This window comes from Tenacibaculum piscium, assembly GCF_021390755.1.
GTDB classification, from domain to species: domain Bacteria; phylum Bacteroidota; class Bacteroidia; order Flavobacteriales; family Flavobacteriaceae; genus Polaribacter; species Polaribacter piscius.
On the sequence record NZ_JAJGWR010000002.1, the window covers coordinates 28,489 to 44,848 of the forward strand.

Here is a 16,360-nt window from a genome sequence, read left to right on the forward strand (position 1 = left end):
GTAAATGGAAGTACAAGAAGAAAAAAGTTGGTTTAGTAAAAATTGGGGTTGGGTTGTGCCAGTAGGCGGTTGCGGATGTGGTTGTTTAGGTTTTATTTTATTCGCTTTTTTAGGAATTGGTGCGACTATTTTTAGTGTTTTTGATACAATAACAAATTCAACACCTGTAACATATGCCGTAGAACAGGCGGCGAATAATAAAAAAGTTATCAATTTATTAGGAGAGCCAATTGAGGAAGTAGGTATTCCATCAGGAAATATATCATTAGAAAATGAAAATGGAGAAGTTGATTTTTCTATTGATATAAAAGGACCGAACGGAAAAGGAACTTTAGTTGTTCGAGGAATAAGAGCAAACGGAGAATGGATTTATGAAGATTTATATGTTCGTATTAAAGAATCATCCGAAGAAATAAATTTGTTAAATAACCAAAAGGTTTTAGAAAATATCTAAAACCTTTTCAATAGTTGTATATACTTTTTGCAGTTGTTTTTCTGTAATTATATAAGGTGGCTGAATGTAAATAGTATTTCCTAACGGACGTAAAAACACGCCATCATTCATAAAATGTTTTAATAATTGATCACGTAAAGTTCCGTAACGATTTGCGTTTGTTTTTAAATCGATAGCTAAAATAACTCCTTTCGAACGTGTGGAAGCTACTTTTGAATGTTGCTTAATTTTATCTTCAAACGTTTTGTGAGAATTTGAAATAAACTGAATACTATCTTGAATATCTTTAGTTTGTAATAATTCGATAGTTGCCAAAGCTGCGCTACAAGCTATCGGATTTGCAGAATACGTATGACAGTGAAAAAATCCTTTAGAAATATCATTACTTAAAAAAGTACTGTAAATTTCTTCGGTACAAGATGTAATTGCCATTGGCACTAATCCGCCAGTTAAGGCTTTACTTAGGCAGATAATATCGGGTTTTGTAGTAATTTCATCCGAAGCAAAATTGTTTCCTGTTTTACCAAAACCAGTCATTACTTCATCGGCAATAGTTAAAATATTGTTTTGCTTACAGAATTTTAAAATTTCGTTTAAGTCGGTAGCTTCATGAATTTTCATTCCCGCAGCACCTTGAACTAAGGGTTCGTAAATAAAACCAGCAATATTATTTTCGGCAACTATATTTTCTAGTTCTTTAATAATAGCATCATTATTTGAACCATCAGGAACAGAAATTCGCTTAATATCCATTAAAAAATCCTCAAAAGGACCATTGTAAGCCGATAACCCAGAAACTGACATTGCTCCAAAAGTATCTCCATGAAATCCATTTTCAAAAGCAATAAAAGTGGTTCGTTTTTCGTCTTTATTAAAGTAGTATTGCAACGCCATTTTAATAGCTGCTTCAACTGCTGTTGAGCCGTTATCGTTAAAGAATATTCTGTTTTGATTTTTAGGAAGAATTTTAATCAGTTCTTCGGATAATTTTACTGCAGGTTCGTGCGTAAAATCGCTAAACATTATTTGATCTAATGTTTGCATTTGTTTGTAAACACGACTGGTAATAAAATCGTTACAATGCCCGAACATACAAGTGTACCACGATGAAATTGCATCAATATACTCATTGCCTTTTTCATCGGTTAAAATACATCCTTTTGCTTTTACAATTCCTAAGCTATCAGGGTGTGTTTGATGTTGTTTTAACGGATGCCATAAATGTTTTTTATCTCTTTCTTGTAAATTCATTCGTTTATAGGTTGATTAAATTCTCTTTAAAAAGTTCGGCATATTCTTTAATCACACTTTTATCAAAATATGGTTCTTCATCAATTCGACCAATTACAGGAATACCTGTCATCTTTTTGATTATTTCCTCTGTGGTTTTATGTTTATCACCAGAAAAAATAATAGAAACGTCAAAACCTTTTTGTTTCAATAAATTTACGGTTAATAAGGTATGATTAATACTTCCTAAATAATGACGAGAAACCACAATTACTTTATAATCAGGTTTTATAATATCTAAAATAGTATCGGTGTTATTTAAAGGAACGAATATTCCGCCAGCACCTTCTATAATTAAATTTTTGTTATCAGTTTTTGGTTCTATAATTTTAGCTAAATCAATAGTAATGTTTTCGATTTCTGCCGCTGAATGTGGGCTCATCGGTGTTTTTAACGCATACGAATTTGGATGGATTATTGTTTTTTTATTAGAAATAAATTTCTTGATTTTATGAGAATCGGAATCATCTAATTCACCAGCTTGTATAGGTTTCCAATAATCAGCTTCTAATGCTTCGGTAAATATTGCCGATGCAACTGTTTTTCCTACTTCTGTAGAAATTCCTGTAATAAAATATGTAGCCATTTAAAAGATTTTTTACTTTAAACAAAAGTAACAAGATGTTCTAAAACACAAGTGATTTCTTCAAAAGAATTATAGGAATGTAAACAAAAACGAAGTCTTTCTTCTCCTTTATTTACTGTGGGCGATAAAATTGCTTTTACATCAAATCCTTTTTCTTGCAATTTTTTTGAAATTGTTTTCACATTCTGATTTCCAGAAATAATACAACAATGAATTGCTGAATTACTTGCTATAAAATGAAGCTGTAATCTGTTTATTTCTTTTTTGAAAAATAAAATATTTTTCTGAAGTTTTTCTGTTGCTTTACTGCTGATTAATTCGGAATATGCAAATTTTATGGTTGCCAAACTATGGGGCGATAATCCTGTGGTATAAATAAAACTTCTTGAAAAATTTATTAAATATTGCTTCAATTCTTTACTTGTTAAAACAACTGCTCCGTGGCATCCCATTGCTTTTCCAAAGGTTACAATTCTTGCAAAAACGGCATTTTTTATGGTTGATTTTTCAATTGAATCATTGTTGAAAACTCCTACGGAATGTGCTTCATCAATAATTAAATAAGCATTGTTTTGTGTTACAATTTCTGATAATTTTTTCAAATTAGGCATATCGCCATCCATTGAAAAAACAGCTTCTGTTACTACATAAATTTCGGTATCGTTTTTTGATTGATGTTTGCTGATTTTTTTCTCTAAATCTTCTAAATTATTATGTTTGAATTTAAAAGATTGCGCATTCGATAATTGAATTCCATCACGAATAGAAGCGTGGATAAATTCATCATATAAAATAATATCGCCTCGTTGAGGTACTGCTGAAAAAAAACCAATATTCGCATCATATCCCGAATTAAAAATTAAAGCTTCTTCGGAATGATGAAATTGAGCAAGTTCTTTTTCGATACTATTATATAAAGGATGATTTCCTGAAAGTAAGCGAGAACCTGTTGCGCCATTTTGTAAAATGCTATTATCAATTAAAAATTGATGTGTTTTATTAAAAATTACTTCTGATTTTGCAAATCCTAAATAATCATTGGAAGAAAAATCAATGACATTATTTTCTTTTCCAAGCGTTCTTAGAGATTTGTTTTTTGTCCGCTGAAGTAATTTTTGTGTTAGTTTTTTAGGAAACGACATAACAATAAATATAGCATGTAAAAGCATATAAAATAAAAAAGACTTACAAGTAAATGTAAGTCTTTTCTTAAAAGCTCCTCCTTTAGGACTCGAACCTAAGACCCTCTGATTAACAGTCAGATGCTCTAACCAACTGAGCTAAGGAGGAATGTTCATGTAGAACAAAATATGTGTTGTAACTATTAAGGAAGTTACAGTTTCCTATGTTTAATTTGCTCCTCCTTTAGGACTCGAACCTAAGACCCTCTGATTAACAGTCAGATGCTCTAACCAACTGAGCTAAGGAGGAATTTAAAACGATTTTAATAAAAAAAAGTTTTAAAATGCGAGTGCAAATTTAAGACCTTTTTTCAAATATACAAAGTTTTTTTGAGGAAAAATGAAATAAATTTTACAATTTTATGTTTTTGTGCTGTATGTCAAGTGTTTATGTTTATATGTGTGAAAAATGATGTTGTTTTGCTTTTTTGTTGAAAAAAAATAAAGGTATCAAAATAAGCGTAAAATAAAGTCTTATTTTTAGTAAAAGTTGTATTTTTGTGTCGATTATTCTTATTGACAGAAAAGCATAGTAAAATATATGGACAAGTTTTCGTTCTTGAACGCAGCACATACAGGTTTTATAAGTGATTTATATGAACAGTATCAAAAAAATCCTGACGCAGTAGAAGCTAGTTGGCGGAGTTTTTTTCAAGGTTATGACCTAGCCAATGAAGATTACTCGTTAACAGAAGATGAGGTTTCGGTAGAAGTACCAGATGCCGTACGAAAGGAATTTTTAGTGATCGATTTAATAAATGGCTACCGAACAAGAGGGCATTTGTTTACCAAAACAAATCCAGTTCGGGATCGTAGAAAATACAATCCTACCTTAGATCTTGAAACTTTTGGATTACATCAAACCGATTTAACAACCGTTTTTAATGCAGGAGGTGTTTTGGGCATCGGGGCAACAACCTTGGCTCAAATAATACATCATTTAAAAGCAATCTTTTGCGAAAGCATTGGGGTTGAATATATGTATTTACGTAATCCTGAAGAATTAAATTGGTGGCAAAATCGTTTGAATAAAAACGATAACCAGTCTAATTATGATGTAGAAGCAAAAAAATACATTTTAACAAAATTAAATCAAGCATCAACATTTGAAAGTTTTTTACAAACAAAATATGTTGGGCAGAAACGTTTTTCTGTAGAAGGTGGTGAAACATTAATTCCTGGAGTTAGTGTAGCACTTCGTGATGCTGCTGAGAAATACGGCGTAGAAGAATGTGTCTTAGGAATGGCGCATCGTGGTCGTTTAAATACCTTGGTAAATATCTTCAAAAAACCAGTTCGTGATTTATTTAGCGAATTTGAAGGAAAAGATTTTGAAGATCAAGATATTGATGGTGATGTAAAATATCACTTAGGATTAACTTTAAGTAAAGCGTATAAAGGTGGGCAAAAAATGAAGATGAATTTGGTTCCAAATCCATCACATTTAGAAACCGTAGATGCTGTTGCTGAAGGAATTGTTCGCGCTAAAATAGATTTAGATTATAATGGCGATAATGGTAAAATTTTACCAATATTAGTACACGGTGATGCTGCAATTGCAGGACAAGGTATCGTATATGAAATAGCTCAAATGATGACCTTAAACGGTTATAAAACAGGAGGGACTATTCATGTTGTGGTAAATAATCAAGTAGGATTTACAACCAATTATTTAGACGCACGTTCTAGTACGTATTGTACTGATATCGCAAAAGTAACGCTATCGCCAGTACTACACGTTAATGCAGATGATGCCGAAGCAGTTTGTCATGCTATGGAAATGGCTGTTGAATATCGAATGAAATTCAAAAAAGATATTTATATTGATTTATTAGGATATCGTAAATATGGTCATAACGAAGGTGATGAGCCACGTTTTACACAACCTAAATTATATCAAGCAATCTCTAAGCATAAAAATGCCAAAGAAATATACGCCGCAAAATTAATTGAAGAAGGAACAATTTCTGCCGATTATGTAAAACAAATTACAGATGAATTTAAAGCACATCTGGAAGTAGAATTTGCAGCATCTAAAAAGAAAACGACTTCTAAGATACAAGAATTCATGCCAGAGGTATGGGAGGGATTTGCACGTAAACAATTACAAGAAATGTTACAACCTATAAATACTACGTATTCGGTTGCCGCATTAAAAGATATCGCTAAAGTAATTTCTACAACTCCACAAGGACATAAATTTGTTCGTAAAGCAGAACGTATTTTACAAGGACGTAAAAAAATGGTCTTTGAAGAAAATACTTTAGATTGGGGAACCGCAGAAAATTTAGCCTACGGAACTTTATTAGAAGAAGGATTTAATGTTCGTATTTCTGGAGAAGATGTAGAAAGAGGAACATTCTCGCACCGTCATGCAATTATGCGTGATGAAGAAACTTCAGAGCGTGTTAATTTATTAAATACCAATACCAAAAATAAAGGGGAAATGACTATTTTCAATTCTCATTTATCGGAATATGGTGTTTTAGGATTCGATTACGGATATGCGATGGCTGCTCCAAATACCTTAACTATTTGGGAAGCACAATTTGGTGATTTTGCCAATGGAGCACAAATTGTATTCGATCAATATATTTGTTCGGCAGAAGCAAAATGGAAATTACAAAACGGACTGGTAATGTTATTACCTCACGGATATGAAGGGCAAGGACCTGAACATTCATCTGGTAGAATAGAGCGTTTTTTACAGTCATCAGCAATTGATAACTGGACCATTGCAAATTGTTCGACACCAGCAAATATGTATCATATTTTGCGTCGTCAAATGAAACGTGAATTTAGAAAACCTTTAGTCGTTTTTACTCCTAAAAGTTTATTGCGTTCGCCAAAAGCTGTAAATTCGATTGAGGATTTAGCAAATGGAAGTTTCCAAGAAGTAATTGATGATACTATTGATACTTCAAAAGTGAAAAAAATGGTGTTCTGTACAGGTAAATTTTATTATGATTTACTAGCAGAACGTGAAAAATTAGAAAGACAAGATATTGCTTTAGTAAGAATAGAGCAGTTGTTCCCATTACACAATGAGCAAATAAAAGCTGTAATGGATAAGTATCCAAATGTAGAACGTTATGTTTGGGCACAAGAAGAACCTAAAAACATGGGATCTTGGAGTTATATGTTAGAGCGTTTTGAATTAGCTAAGTTAGAATGTGCATCGAGAGGTTATCATTCTGCACCAGCAGCAGGTTCAAGTGCACGTTACAAACGTCGTCACCAAGAAGTGTTAGACAAAGTTTTCGATTAAAAAAACTCGATTAAAAAAGAATAATTTCAGATATATAAAATTTAGTACTGATGATTTTAGAAATGAAAGTTCCTTCTCCGGGGGAGTCAATTACAGAAGTAGAAATAGCAACGTGGTTAGTTGAAGATGGTGATTATGTTGAAAAAGATCAGCCAATTGCCGAAGTAGATTCTGACAAAGCAACCTTAGAATTACCTGCGGAAGAAAGCGGAATTATCACTTTAAAAGCAGAAGAAGGCGATGCTGTAGAAGTTGGCGCTGTAGTGTGTCTTATTGATATGAGCGCTGCAAAACCAGCAGGTGAATCTTCAACTGTAACAAAAGAAGAAGCACCAAAAGTGGAAGCTCCTAAAGCAGTAGCTCCAAAGGCTACAACCTATGCTACAGGAACAGCTTCTCCTGCAGCTAAAAAAGTGTTAGCAGAAAAAGGAATTCCTGCTGGTTCTGTAAAAGGAACTGGGAAAGATGGTCGTGTAACTAAGGAAGACGCTGTAAAAGCAGTACCTTCTATGGGAACGCAACCTACAAACGGTTCTCGTGGAACTGAACGTAAAAAAATGTCAATGTTGCGTAGAAAAGTAGCGCAACGTTTGGTAGCTGTAAAAAGTGAAACTGCAATGTTAACTACGTTTAACGAAGTAAACATGCAGCCAATTTTTGATTTACGTAAAGAATATAAAGAAGACTTTAAAGCAAAGCACGGAGTTGGATTAGGATTTATGTCTTTTTTCACTTTAGCAGTTGTTAGAGCTTTAGAATTATATCCTGACGTAAATTCTATGATTGATGGAGATTACCAAATTAAAAATGAATTTCAAGATATTTCTATTGCAGTTTCTGGTCCTAAAGGATTAATGGTTCCTGTAATTAGAAATGCTGAAGATTTATCTTTTAGAGGTGTTGAAAGCGAAGTAAAACGTTTAGCTTTACGTGCTAGAGACGGGCAAATTACGGTGGATGAAATGACTGGTGGAACATTTACTATTACAAATGGTGGTGTTTTTGGTTCTATGTTATCAACGCCAATTTTAAATCCTCCACAAAGTGGAATTTTAGGAATGCACAACATTGTAAACAGACCAATGGCTGTGAATGGTGAAGTAGTAATTCAGCCAATTATGTATGTTGCATTATCGTATGACCATAGAGTTGTTGATGGTCGCGAATCTGTTGGATTCTTAGTAGCTGTTAAAGAAGCTTTAGAAAACCCAATGGAGTTATTAATGGATAACAATCCTAAGAAAGCATTAGAAATGTAAACCAAAAATTTGGTTTTATATATATTCAAAATCCCAAGTATAACACTTGGGATTTTTTTGTTATTTATAAAAAGTTGTTAATTTTAATGAAAAAATAAGAATGAATTTATCTGAATTTTTCTGGGATAATAAGTACCTAAACAATAAAATAGGTTGGGATTTAGGTGAAATTTCACCTCCATTAAAAATGTATTTTGATCAACTAAAAAATAAAGAATTAAAAATATTAATTCCAGGTGGTGGAAATTCTTACGAAGCAGAATATCTTTTTAATAATGGATTTAAGAATGTTTTTGTAGTAGATTTATCTAAAACAGCCTTAGAAAATATAAAAAAAAGAGTCCCAAGTTTTCCTAAAGAACAATTGATTTTAGGTGATTTTTTTGACTTGAATATTACTTTTGATTTAGTAATTGAACAAACTTTTTTTTGTGCTTTAAATCCAAATTTAAGACTAAATTATCCTAAAAAAATGAATGACCTACTAACTGAAAAAGGAAAATTAGTAGGCTTACTTTTTGATGCTATATTAAATGATAATCATCCTCCTTTTGGTGGTAATAAAAAGGAATACATTACATATTTTAAACCTTATTTTAGATTTAATGTTTTAGAAAAATGCTATAATTCATATCACAACAGACAAGGAATGGAGCTGTTTATGATATTTCAAAAGTTATAATTTATTTTTAGAGCCTGTTTAATAATTAAATAAACTGTCAGTTCGAGTGATTTTTTTCCTTCAAAAAAATTGTATCGAGAACTTTTTTGCTTAAAAATCATCAACATAAAAGAATTCAAATTCTCGATACAACTTTAATTCCTTTTAGAGCCTGTTTAAATTTCATCTGAAAAAAATATAGTGGCAAAAAATGACGGCAAGGGGTTAAAACCCCTTGTTAAAAGAAGCTTAAAATCACAAAAAAAGCTAAAAAATGTGGCAAATCAGGATGAGAAACTGAAATAAATTCAGTTTGACGCATTTTTATTTTTAAAAGAAGGGGTTTTAACCCCTTGCTATGGCTATTTTGATGTTACAAAAATTTTTGGAATAAAATTTAAACAGGTTCTTATAATTAATTTTTAATTTCCTTTTAAGCGAATCCATAAATCAGTTATTAATTTTTTTCCATCACGTTTGTCTTTTGGTTGTTCGGTAAAAGTTACATTTCCTAAATTATCAACAGTAATTTTATACTTAAAAACAAAATTTTCAGCATTTGTATTGATACTTAAAAGTCCGAATCTTAAATCATTAAAATAAAGTTCATCTTCTTTTTTATTGATAGTATACCAACCTTCAGAAATAAAAATCATACGTTTAACAGTTTCATTTTTAGAAAGTTTTCCTAACAAATGATGATTTTTTAGATGTTTTGTAAAAGTGATTGGTTTTGTATCAAGAAAGGAATAATTAGCTAATAAAAAGGCATTTTCTGTTTGTACGTTGGCACTCCAAAGTATGGTGTTTAAAGGGGAAGGTCTTGTATCAATTTCTGAATATTCGATATTCTGATTTTCTAAAGCTTTTTCAAATTGATTAAAAGCGAGCCATTTTAATAAAAAAGTTAGTACTAAATAAGAAGAACTGATAATTAATCCTAATTTATTGTAAAAAGCACGTTTTTTGCTAACTCGTTTTTGTGTCATCGCAAAAATTAAAAACACTAAAAAAGGAACTGTATAAAGCGGGTCAATAACAAAAATGGTTTTAAAAGCTAAGCGGATATCAAAAGGCCAAAATAATTGAGTTCCCCAAGTAGTATGTGCATCTAAAATAGGATGTGTTACAAATGCTAAAAAGAATAACCAAGTCCAATTTTTAAAGTTTTTATATTTTTCATAACGATTAACTATCCACGCAAAAATAGGCGCAAAAAGTACAGAAAAAACAATAGAATGTGTAAATCCACGATGTATATAAAGTGCGGTTACTTTATCTGTAAAAAATGAAGCAAGTACATCTAAATCAGGAATTGTTCCTGCAATAGCTCCGTAAAACATTGCTCTGTTTCCAATTTTTCTTCCTAAAACAGCTTCGCCAACAGCAGCTCCTAATATAATTTGAGTTAATGAATCCATATATTACAAAAATAAATGAAGTAGATTAAAGAGTAGATAGAATTTTAATAAAGCTTTTAAAATATAAACTTCACAGTAACAAATGTTACTTATAAAAGTGTATTAAGATAGTAGTTTTGTGGTAACTTAATAGAATAGTACCATGAAAAATAAATTATTAATAGTATCATTTATATTGTTTTCGCTCTTGATAAGAGGACAAGAGGTTATGGTTATTGCCAAAAGTGATGTTATTGCTAAAGTGAAAGAGAATAATAATACACTTAAAATGTCGGCACAAGATATTTTAGCTGCTAAAGGAGATTATAATCAAACAAATGCGGTGTTCTTACCAGATATTACAGCTTCATATACAGGAATAGTAACTACAAATCCGTTAATGGCTTTTGGTTCTAAATTAAATCAAGGAATTTTAACACAAAATGATTTCAATCCTGATTTATTAAATAATCCTTCTCAAACGCAAAATTTTGCAACAAAGCTTCAAGTACAACAACCGTTAATTAATCTTGATGGAATTTATCAACGAAAAGCAGCTAAAGCAAAATTAAATGCTACTACTTTTCAACATGAAAGAACTAACGATTATATTCAGTTAGCAGTTGAAAAAGCTTACATGGAATTACAACTAGCTTATAAAACAGTTGAGGTTTTAGAAAAAGTACAGCAAACAGCTAATGAAAATAAGCGATTAGCAACCAATAACTTTCAACAAGGATATTTACAAAGAGCCGATGTATTAGCAGTTGAAGTTCGTGTAACTGAAATAGCAAATCAATTACAATATGCAAAAAGTAATATTGAAAATGCGTCTAATTATATATCGTTATTGATGAATGATACCAGTAATCGTATTTTAAAACCATCAGATTTATTGACTGTAACTCCTGAAATAATTACTACTACAAAACTTTCTGAAAACAGAGCCGATATTAAAGCAATGCGTTTTGCAAAAGATGCTTATCAACAATTATATAAAGCCGATAAAAAGACATTTTTACCTCGATTAAATGCTTTTGGAAGTTATGAATTATATGATGCTAAAATTTTTAAAGCAGGGGCAAGTGGTTATTTAGTTGGAATGCAATTGAGTTGGGATGTTTTTAAAGGATATAAACACTTTGGGAAAACTCAAAAAAGTAAAGCTACTTTTGAAAAAGCATCAATTGAATTAGAAGAATATCAGGCTAAAAGTACTGTAGAACTTCATAAAGCAAAACGTTTGTTACGTGATGTTAAAAATAATTTAATACTTACAAAACTAGCATTAGAACAATCAGAAGAATCTTTGAGAATTAGAAAAAATAGATTCGAACAAGGTTTAGAAAAAACCACCGATTTATTATCCGCAGAAACCAAATATGCACAAAAAAAAATACAATATTATAACACGATTTTTCAGCATAATTACGCCAATGCTTACGTACAATTTTTAACCAAAGAATAATTTTAAGATGAAAAAATATTTATATACAATCGCACTTGTTTCAGTATCCTTTTTAATAACAAGTTGTGGAAACGATACTAAAAAAATATCAGAAGATACTTCAAACCCAATTACTGTAACAGTCAAAAAAGTGGAAGCAATAAATTCAAATTTATTTGTAACTGCAAGTGGGAAAACTCAAGCCGTACAAAGTGCCGATTTAAGTACTCGAATGATGGGTTTTGTAAATGAAGTTTATGTAAATGTTGGCGATAAAGTAAAGAAAGGACAATTATTAATTGCCATCAATAATGCCGATTTACAAGCAAAACGTGCGCAAGTAAATGCAGGGATTACTCAAGCAAAAGTAGGGTATAAAAATGCTGAAAAAGATTTTACACGTTTTAAAAATTTATTAGCTGAAAATAGTGTTTCTCAAAAAGAAATGGATGATATAACTGCTAATTTTCAAATGGCAAAAGCAGGTTTAGAAGCGGCAAATCAACAAAAAAACGAAGTGAATTCGCAGTTTAAATATACGAATATAACTGCTCCTTTTTCTGGTATAATAACTAGTAAAAATATTGAAAAAGGTGCGATGGCAAATCCTGGAATGTCGTTGTTATCAATTGAAAAACCGAATGAATTTGAAGTAATTGCAATGGTTTCAGAAAGTGAAATTTTGAAAATTAAAAAAAACTCGGAAGCTACTGTTATTGTAAAATCAATTAATCAAAAAATAAAAGGAAAGGTTACTGAAATTAGTACATCAGCAAAAAATACAGGAGGACAGTTTTTAGTAAAAGTAGCGTTAGATAAAACACCAATTAAAATTTTATCAGGAATGTTTACTACGGTTCAGTTTTCTACTTCAGAAACAACATCAGAAATTACTGAAAACACAAAAATAAACGTCACAAATAAAGTGTTAATTCCTAAAAATGTTATTGTTACTAAAGGTCAACTTTCGGGAATTTATACGCTAAGTCAAAGTAATACAGCCGTTTTACGTTGGTTGCGTTTAGGACGTTCTTTTGGTGAAAATATTGAAGTATTATCAGGCTTATCTGCTGATGAAACTTATATAATCAATGCAAAAGGAAAACTTTACAATGGCGTTAAAGTTACAATTCAATAATTAAAAACTGCGTTAGGGATAGCAGTGTAAATCCTTTTTTTGCTGCCATATATGGCAAAAAAAGATTGCAACGGATAGCCCGTTTAAACGCCCAAAAATAATAAATAATATGAAAGAAGGTTTAGCTGGTAAAATTGCCAAAAGCTTTATAGGTTCTAAACTTACCGTGCTTTTAATGATCGTTTTTATGGTTGTTGGAGTGTATAGTTCGTTTTTAATTCCGAGAGAGGAAGAACCGCAAATTGATGTGCCAATGGCTGATATTTTTGTAGGATATCCTGGAGCGAGTCCAACAGAAGTAGAGTCGAGAGTGATAAAGCCTTTGGAAAAATTAATTTCGAATATCAAAGGAGTAGAGTATGTGTACGCAACAGCAATGAACGAGAAAGCAATGGTTATTGTTCAGTTTTATGTTGGTGAAGATATTGAACGTTCGTTTGTGAAATTATACAACGAAATTAATAAACATATGGACAAAATGCCGAAAGGTGTTACGTTTCCGTTGATAAAAACAAGAGCTATTGATGATGTGCCAATGTTGGGGTTAACGCTGTGGAGTGAAAATTATACAGGATATCAGTTAAGCCAAATGGCAGAAGAACTTGAAGGAGAAATTAAGAAGATAAATGATGTAGCGATTACGCATAAAATTGGTGGTAGCGATAGGCAATTACGAGTTGTTTTAGATAAAGATAAATTAGCCTCGTCAGGTTTAGATTTTTTAACAGTTTCTGAAATGATTAAGGCGAATAATAGTCAGTTAAGTTCGGGAAGTTTTATTAAAAATGATACAGAGTTTTTAGTGCAAACGGGTAATTTTTTAGCTTCTGTTACTGATGTTGAAAATTTAGTAGTTGGTATTCAACAAAATAAACCTATCTATTTAAAACAAATTGCTACTATTATTGATGGTGCTGAAATTCCTCAAAATTATGTGAGTTTAGGTTTTGGAAAAGCAAGTGATAAATCAACAAATTATAAATCTGAATATCCTGCGGTTACTATTTCGGTAGCAAAACGAAAAGGAGCAGATGCGATGAAAATTGCCGATGTAATTTTAGCAAAAGTTACACATTTACGTTCAAATTTAATTCCTGATGATGTACATGTTGAGGTTACTAGAAATTATGGAGAAACAGCTTCACATAAAGTATCGGAATTATTGTTACACCTTATCGGTTCTATTATTGCGGTTACTTTAGTAGTAATGTTGGCGATGGGTTGGCGTGGTGGTTTGGTGGTGTTTTTATCTGTTCCAATTACTTTTGCATTAACGTTATTGAGTTATTATATGCTTGATTATACGTTAAACAGAATTACACTTTTTGCCTTGGTTTTTGTTACAGGAATTGTAGTTGATGATTCTATAATTATTGCCGAAAATATGCACAGGCATTTTAAAATGAAGCGTTTGCCTTTTAAAGAAGCCGCTTTATATGCAATTAATGAAGTTGGAAATCCAACAATTTTGGCAACTTTTACGGTAATCGCATCTGTTTTACCAATGGCTTTTGTATCTGGATTAATGGGACCTTATATGGCACCAATGCCAATTGGGGCATCTATTGCAATGATTTTATCATTATTTGTAGCCTTAACAATTACGCCTTATTTAGGATATATTTTCTTGAGAGAAAAAGATAAAAAAGGAGCAGTTGAAAAACAAGAAAAACCTTTAGAGGAAACCTTTATTTATAAGGTTTACAATAAATATGAACGTCCTTTATTAGAGAATAAAACAAAAAGATGGGCATTTTTAGGTGGTACTTTTATCGTTTTATTAGCGACTATGGTATTGTTTTTTACAAAATCGGTAGCTGTTAAAATGTTGCCTTTTGATAATAAAAATGAATTTCAGGTGGTAATTGATATGCCTGAAGGAACTACTTTGGAAAGAACAGGCGTGGTTGCACAAGAAATTTCACAATATTTAGCAACTCGCCCAGAAGTTGTAAATTATCAAAACTATATAGGAACTTCTGCACCGATAACTTTTAACGGTTTGGTACGTCATTATGATTTACGTGGCGGGAGTAATATGGCGGATATTCAAGTTAATTTAATTGATAAAGGTGAACGAACTATTCAAAGTCATGATATTGCAAAATTATTTCGTCCTGATATTCAAAAAATAGCTTCAAAATATAATGCCAATGTAAAATTAGTAGAAGTTCCGCCAGGACCTCCTGTTTTATCAACCATTGTTGCCGAAATTTATGGACCTGATTATAAAGAGCAAATTAAAATTGCTAATAGTATTCAGAATATTTTAAAAAATACAGCTGATGTAGTTGATATTGATTGGATGGTAGAAGATGACCAAATAAAGTATCAGTTTGAAATAGATAAAGAAAAAGCGATGTTGTACGGAGTTGCTCCTCAACAAATTGCATATACTATGAATATGGCACTTTCTAACCGAGCAATCACGAATTTATATGATGAAAATTCGGTAAATCAAGTTGGTTTGGTATTAGCTTTAGATGAAAAAGAAAAATCAAGCATTGCGGATATTTCTCAATTAAAGATAACATCGAAACAAGGAAATATGGTGCCAATTTCAGATTTAGTAAGCATCAAAAAAACAATTGCAGCGAAAAGTATTTATCGAAAAAATCAAAAAAGAGTCGTGTATGTAATGGCAGATATGGCTGGAGAATTGGAAAGTCCTGCATATGCAATTTTAGGAATGGAAGAAAAATTAAAGCAAATTAAACTTCCCGAAGGTTATAAATTAAACGAAATGTATTTAGGTCAGCCAGCTTATGAAGATGATTACACCGTAAAATGGGACGGAGAATGGCAAATTACATTAGAGGTTTTTAGAGATTTAGGAATCGCTTTTTTAGGAGCAATTATCTTAATTTATATTTTAATTGTTGGATGGTTTCAAAACTTTAAAGCACCAATCGTAATGATGGTTGCTATTCCATTATCATTAATCGGAATTGTTTTAGGACACTGGATTATGGGCGCATTTTTTACTGCAACTTCATTTATTGGGATGATTGCTTTGGCAGGAATTATGGTACGGAATTCTGTTTTATTGATTGATTTTATCAATCTAAGACTTGCCGAAGGAATTCCTTTAAAACAAGCGGCAATTGAAGCAGGAGCTGTTCGTACAACTCCTATTTTATTAACTGCAGGAACAGTAGTTATTGGAGCATTTGTAATATTATTTGACCCGATTTTTCAAGGATTGGCAATTTCGTTAATGGGTGGAACTATTGTATCAACAATTTTAACTTTATTGGTTGTGCCATTGGTGTATTATATGATTGAGCGTAAAAATTACAAGTAAGTATAAATTTAAAAAAAGAAACAAAATGTTAAATAAATATTTCAGAATTATAGTAGGAACTTTTGTATTGTTAAGTGTTGTATTAACCGTTTATGTGAATCCAAATTGGATGTGGTTTACAGTTTTTATCGGTGTGAATTTAATTCAATCAGCATTTACAAAGTGGTGCTTATTAGAAACCATTTTATCAAAAGTATTTAAAATTAAATAGTAGAAAATATTATTTTAAAGACTATTAATCCTACACTTTTTGTGTGGGATTTTTTGTTTTCAATATTTAATTGATATTAAAATATAGAAATTTTAAAAAATATTCTGATTCATATAAAATTAAATAAAAGAGTATCTTAAAAAAAGTATTTTTACATATTC

At 31.1% G+C, this 16,360-nt stretch carries 12 protein-coding genes and 2 tRNA genes; 8 read left to right on the forward strand and 6 right to left on the reverse strand.

Annotation, left to right across the window (positions count from 1 at the left end; translation table 11 throughout):
* The first annotated feature begins 4 nt into the window (after positions 1 to 4).
* A complete protein-coding gene (locus L0U72_RS04120) occupies positions 5 to 454 on the forward strand; it encodes a cytochrome c oxidase assembly factor Coa1 family protein (protein WP_233898491.1) in 450 nt (149 codons plus the stop codon).
* On the opposite strand, the gene bioA is transcribed toward L0U72_RS04120, so the two are convergent.
* From bioA to L0U72_RS04145, 5 genes are all read right to left on the reverse strand, one after another.
* Positions 440 to 1,705 (reverse strand): adenosylmethionine--8-amino-7-oxononanoate transaminase, encoded by a 1,266-nt coding sequence (gene bioA, locus L0U72_RS04125; RefSeq protein WP_233898492.1) that lies wholly within the window; start codon positions 1,703 to 1,705, stop codon positions 440 to 442. The genes L0U72_RS04120 and bioA overlap by 15 nt on opposite strands.
* 4 nt (positions 1,706 to 1,709) lie before the next feature.
* Positions 1,710 to 2,330, reverse strand: a complete 621-nt coding sequence (gene bioD / locus L0U72_RS04130; protein WP_233898493.1) for a dethiobiotin synthase — start codon at positions 2,328 to 2,330, stop codon at positions 1,710 to 1,712.
* A gap of 17 nt (positions 2,331 to 2,347) precedes the next feature.
* Positions 2,348 to 3,472 carry an aminotransferase class I/II-fold pyridoxal phosphate-dependent enzyme gene (locus L0U72_RS04135; protein WP_233898494.1) on the reverse strand — a complete coding sequence of 375 codons (1,125 nt, stop codon included), beginning with the start codon at positions 3,470 to 3,472 and terminating at the stop codon, positions 2,348 to 2,350.
* 74 nt (positions 3,473 to 3,546) lie between these two features.
* A tRNA-Asn gene (locus L0U72_RS04140) sits at positions 3,547 to 3,620 on the reverse strand.
* 67 nt (positions 3,621 to 3,687) lie between these two features.
* Positions 3,688 to 3,761, reverse strand: a tRNA-Asn gene (locus L0U72_RS04145).
* Between the two features lie 291 nt (positions 3,762 to 4,052).
* On the opposite strand from L0U72_RS04145, the gene L0U72_RS04150 reads away from it, so the two are divergent.
* The 3 genes from L0U72_RS04150 (at position 4,053) to L0U72_RS04160 (ending at position 8,720) form a co-directional block, all read left to right on the forward strand.
* Positions 4,053 to 6,779, forward strand: coding sequence for a 2-oxoglutarate dehydrogenase E1 component (locus L0U72_RS04150; protein WP_233884687.1), 2,727 nt, complete (start codon positions 4,053 to 4,055; stop codon positions 6,777 to 6,779).
* 50 nt (positions 6,780 to 6,829) lie between these two features.
* On the forward strand, positions 6,830 to 8,038 hold the full coding sequence (gene odhB / locus L0U72_RS04155) for a 2-oxoglutarate dehydrogenase complex dihydrolipoyllysine-residue succinyltransferase (protein WP_233898495.1): 1,209 nt from the start codon (positions 6,830 to 6,832) through the stop codon (positions 8,036 to 8,038).
* Between the two features lie 100 nt (positions 8,039 to 8,138).
* A complete protein-coding gene (locus L0U72_RS04160; RefSeq protein ID WP_233898496.1) occupies positions 8,139 to 8,720 on the forward strand; it encodes a methyltransferase domain-containing protein in 582 nt (193 codons plus the stop codon).
* Between the two features lie 401 nt (positions 8,721 to 9,121).
* On the opposite strand, the gene L0U72_RS04165 is transcribed toward L0U72_RS04160, so the two are convergent.
* Positions 9,122 to 10,120, reverse strand: a complete 999-nt coding sequence (locus L0U72_RS04165) for a metal-dependent hydrolase (RefSeq protein ID WP_233898497.1) — start codon at positions 10,118 to 10,120, stop codon at positions 9,122 to 9,124.
* 142 nt (positions 10,121 to 10,262) lie between these two features.
* On the opposite strand from L0U72_RS04165, the gene L0U72_RS04170 reads away from it, so the two are divergent.
* From L0U72_RS04170 to L0U72_RS04185, 4 genes are all read left to right on the forward strand, one after another.
* Entirely contained in the window at positions 10,263 to 11,567 is a 1,305-nt protein-coding gene (locus tag L0U72_RS04170) for a TolC family protein (RefSeq protein ID WP_233898498.1), read from the forward strand.
* Positions 11,568 to 11,574: 7 nt separating this feature from the next.
* Entirely contained in the window at positions 11,575 to 12,684 is a 1,110-nt protein-coding gene (locus L0U72_RS04175; protein WP_233898499.1) for an efflux RND transporter periplasmic adaptor subunit, read from the forward strand.
* A 109-nt stretch (positions 12,685 to 12,793) separates the two neighbouring features.
* On the forward strand, positions 12,794 to 15,988 hold the full coding sequence (locus L0U72_RS04180) for an efflux RND transporter permease subunit (RefSeq protein WP_233898500.1): 3,195 nt from the start codon (positions 12,794 to 12,796) through the stop codon (positions 15,986 to 15,988).
* Positions 15,989 to 16,013: 25 nt separating this feature from the next.
* Positions 16,014 to 16,199 (forward strand): YgaP family membrane protein, encoded by a 186-nt coding sequence (locus tag L0U72_RS04185; RefSeq protein WP_101917832.1) that lies wholly within the window; start codon positions 16,014 to 16,016, stop codon positions 16,197 to 16,199.
* Positions 16,200 to 16,360 lie beyond the last annotated feature (161 nt).

Coding starts and splice junctions, on each gene's coding strand:
- odhB (WP_233898495.1), top strand. CDS start 6,830: ATGATTTTAGAAATGAAAGTTCCTTCTCCGGGGGAGTCAATTACAGAA.
- L0U72_RS04180 (WP_233898500.1), top strand. CDS start 12,794: ATGAAAGAAGGTTTAGCTGGTAAAATTGCCAAAAGCTTTATAGGTTCT.
- L0U72_RS04160 (WP_233898496.1), top strand. CDS start 8,139: ATGAATTTATCTGAATTTTTCTGGGATAATAAGTACCTAAACAATAAA.
- L0U72_RS04175 (WP_233898499.1), top strand. CDS start 11,575: ATGAAAAAATATTTATATACAATCGCACTTGTTTCAGTATCCTTTTTA.
- L0U72_RS04165 (WP_233898497.1), bottom strand. CDS start 10,120: ATGGATTCATTAACTCAAATTATATTAGGAGCTGCTGTTGGCGAAGCT.
- L0U72_RS04185 (WP_101917832.1), top strand. CDS start 16,014: ATGTTAAATAAATATTTCAGAATTATAGTAGGAACTTTTGTATTGTTA.
- L0U72_RS04170 (WP_233898498.1), top strand. CDS start 10,263: ATGAAAAATAAATTATTAATAGTATCATTTATATTGTTTTCGCTCTTG.
- bioD (WP_233898493.1), bottom strand. CDS start 2,330: ATGGCTACATATTTTATTACAGGAATTTCTACAGAAGTAGGAAAAACA.
- L0U72_RS04135 (WP_233898494.1), bottom strand. CDS start 3,472: ATGTCGTTTCCTAAAAAACTAACACAAAAATTACTTCAGCGGACAAAA.
- L0U72_RS04120 (WP_233898491.1), top strand. CDS start 5: ATGGAAGTACAAGAAGAAAAAAGTTGGTTTAGTAAAAATTGGGGTTGG.
- L0U72_RS04150 (WP_233884687.1), top strand. CDS start 4,053: ATGGACAAGTTTTCGTTCTTGAACGCAGCACATACAGGTTTTATAAGT.
- bioA (WP_233898492.1), bottom strand. CDS start 1,705: ATGAATTTACAAGAAAGAGATAAAAAACATTTATGGCATCCGTTAAAA.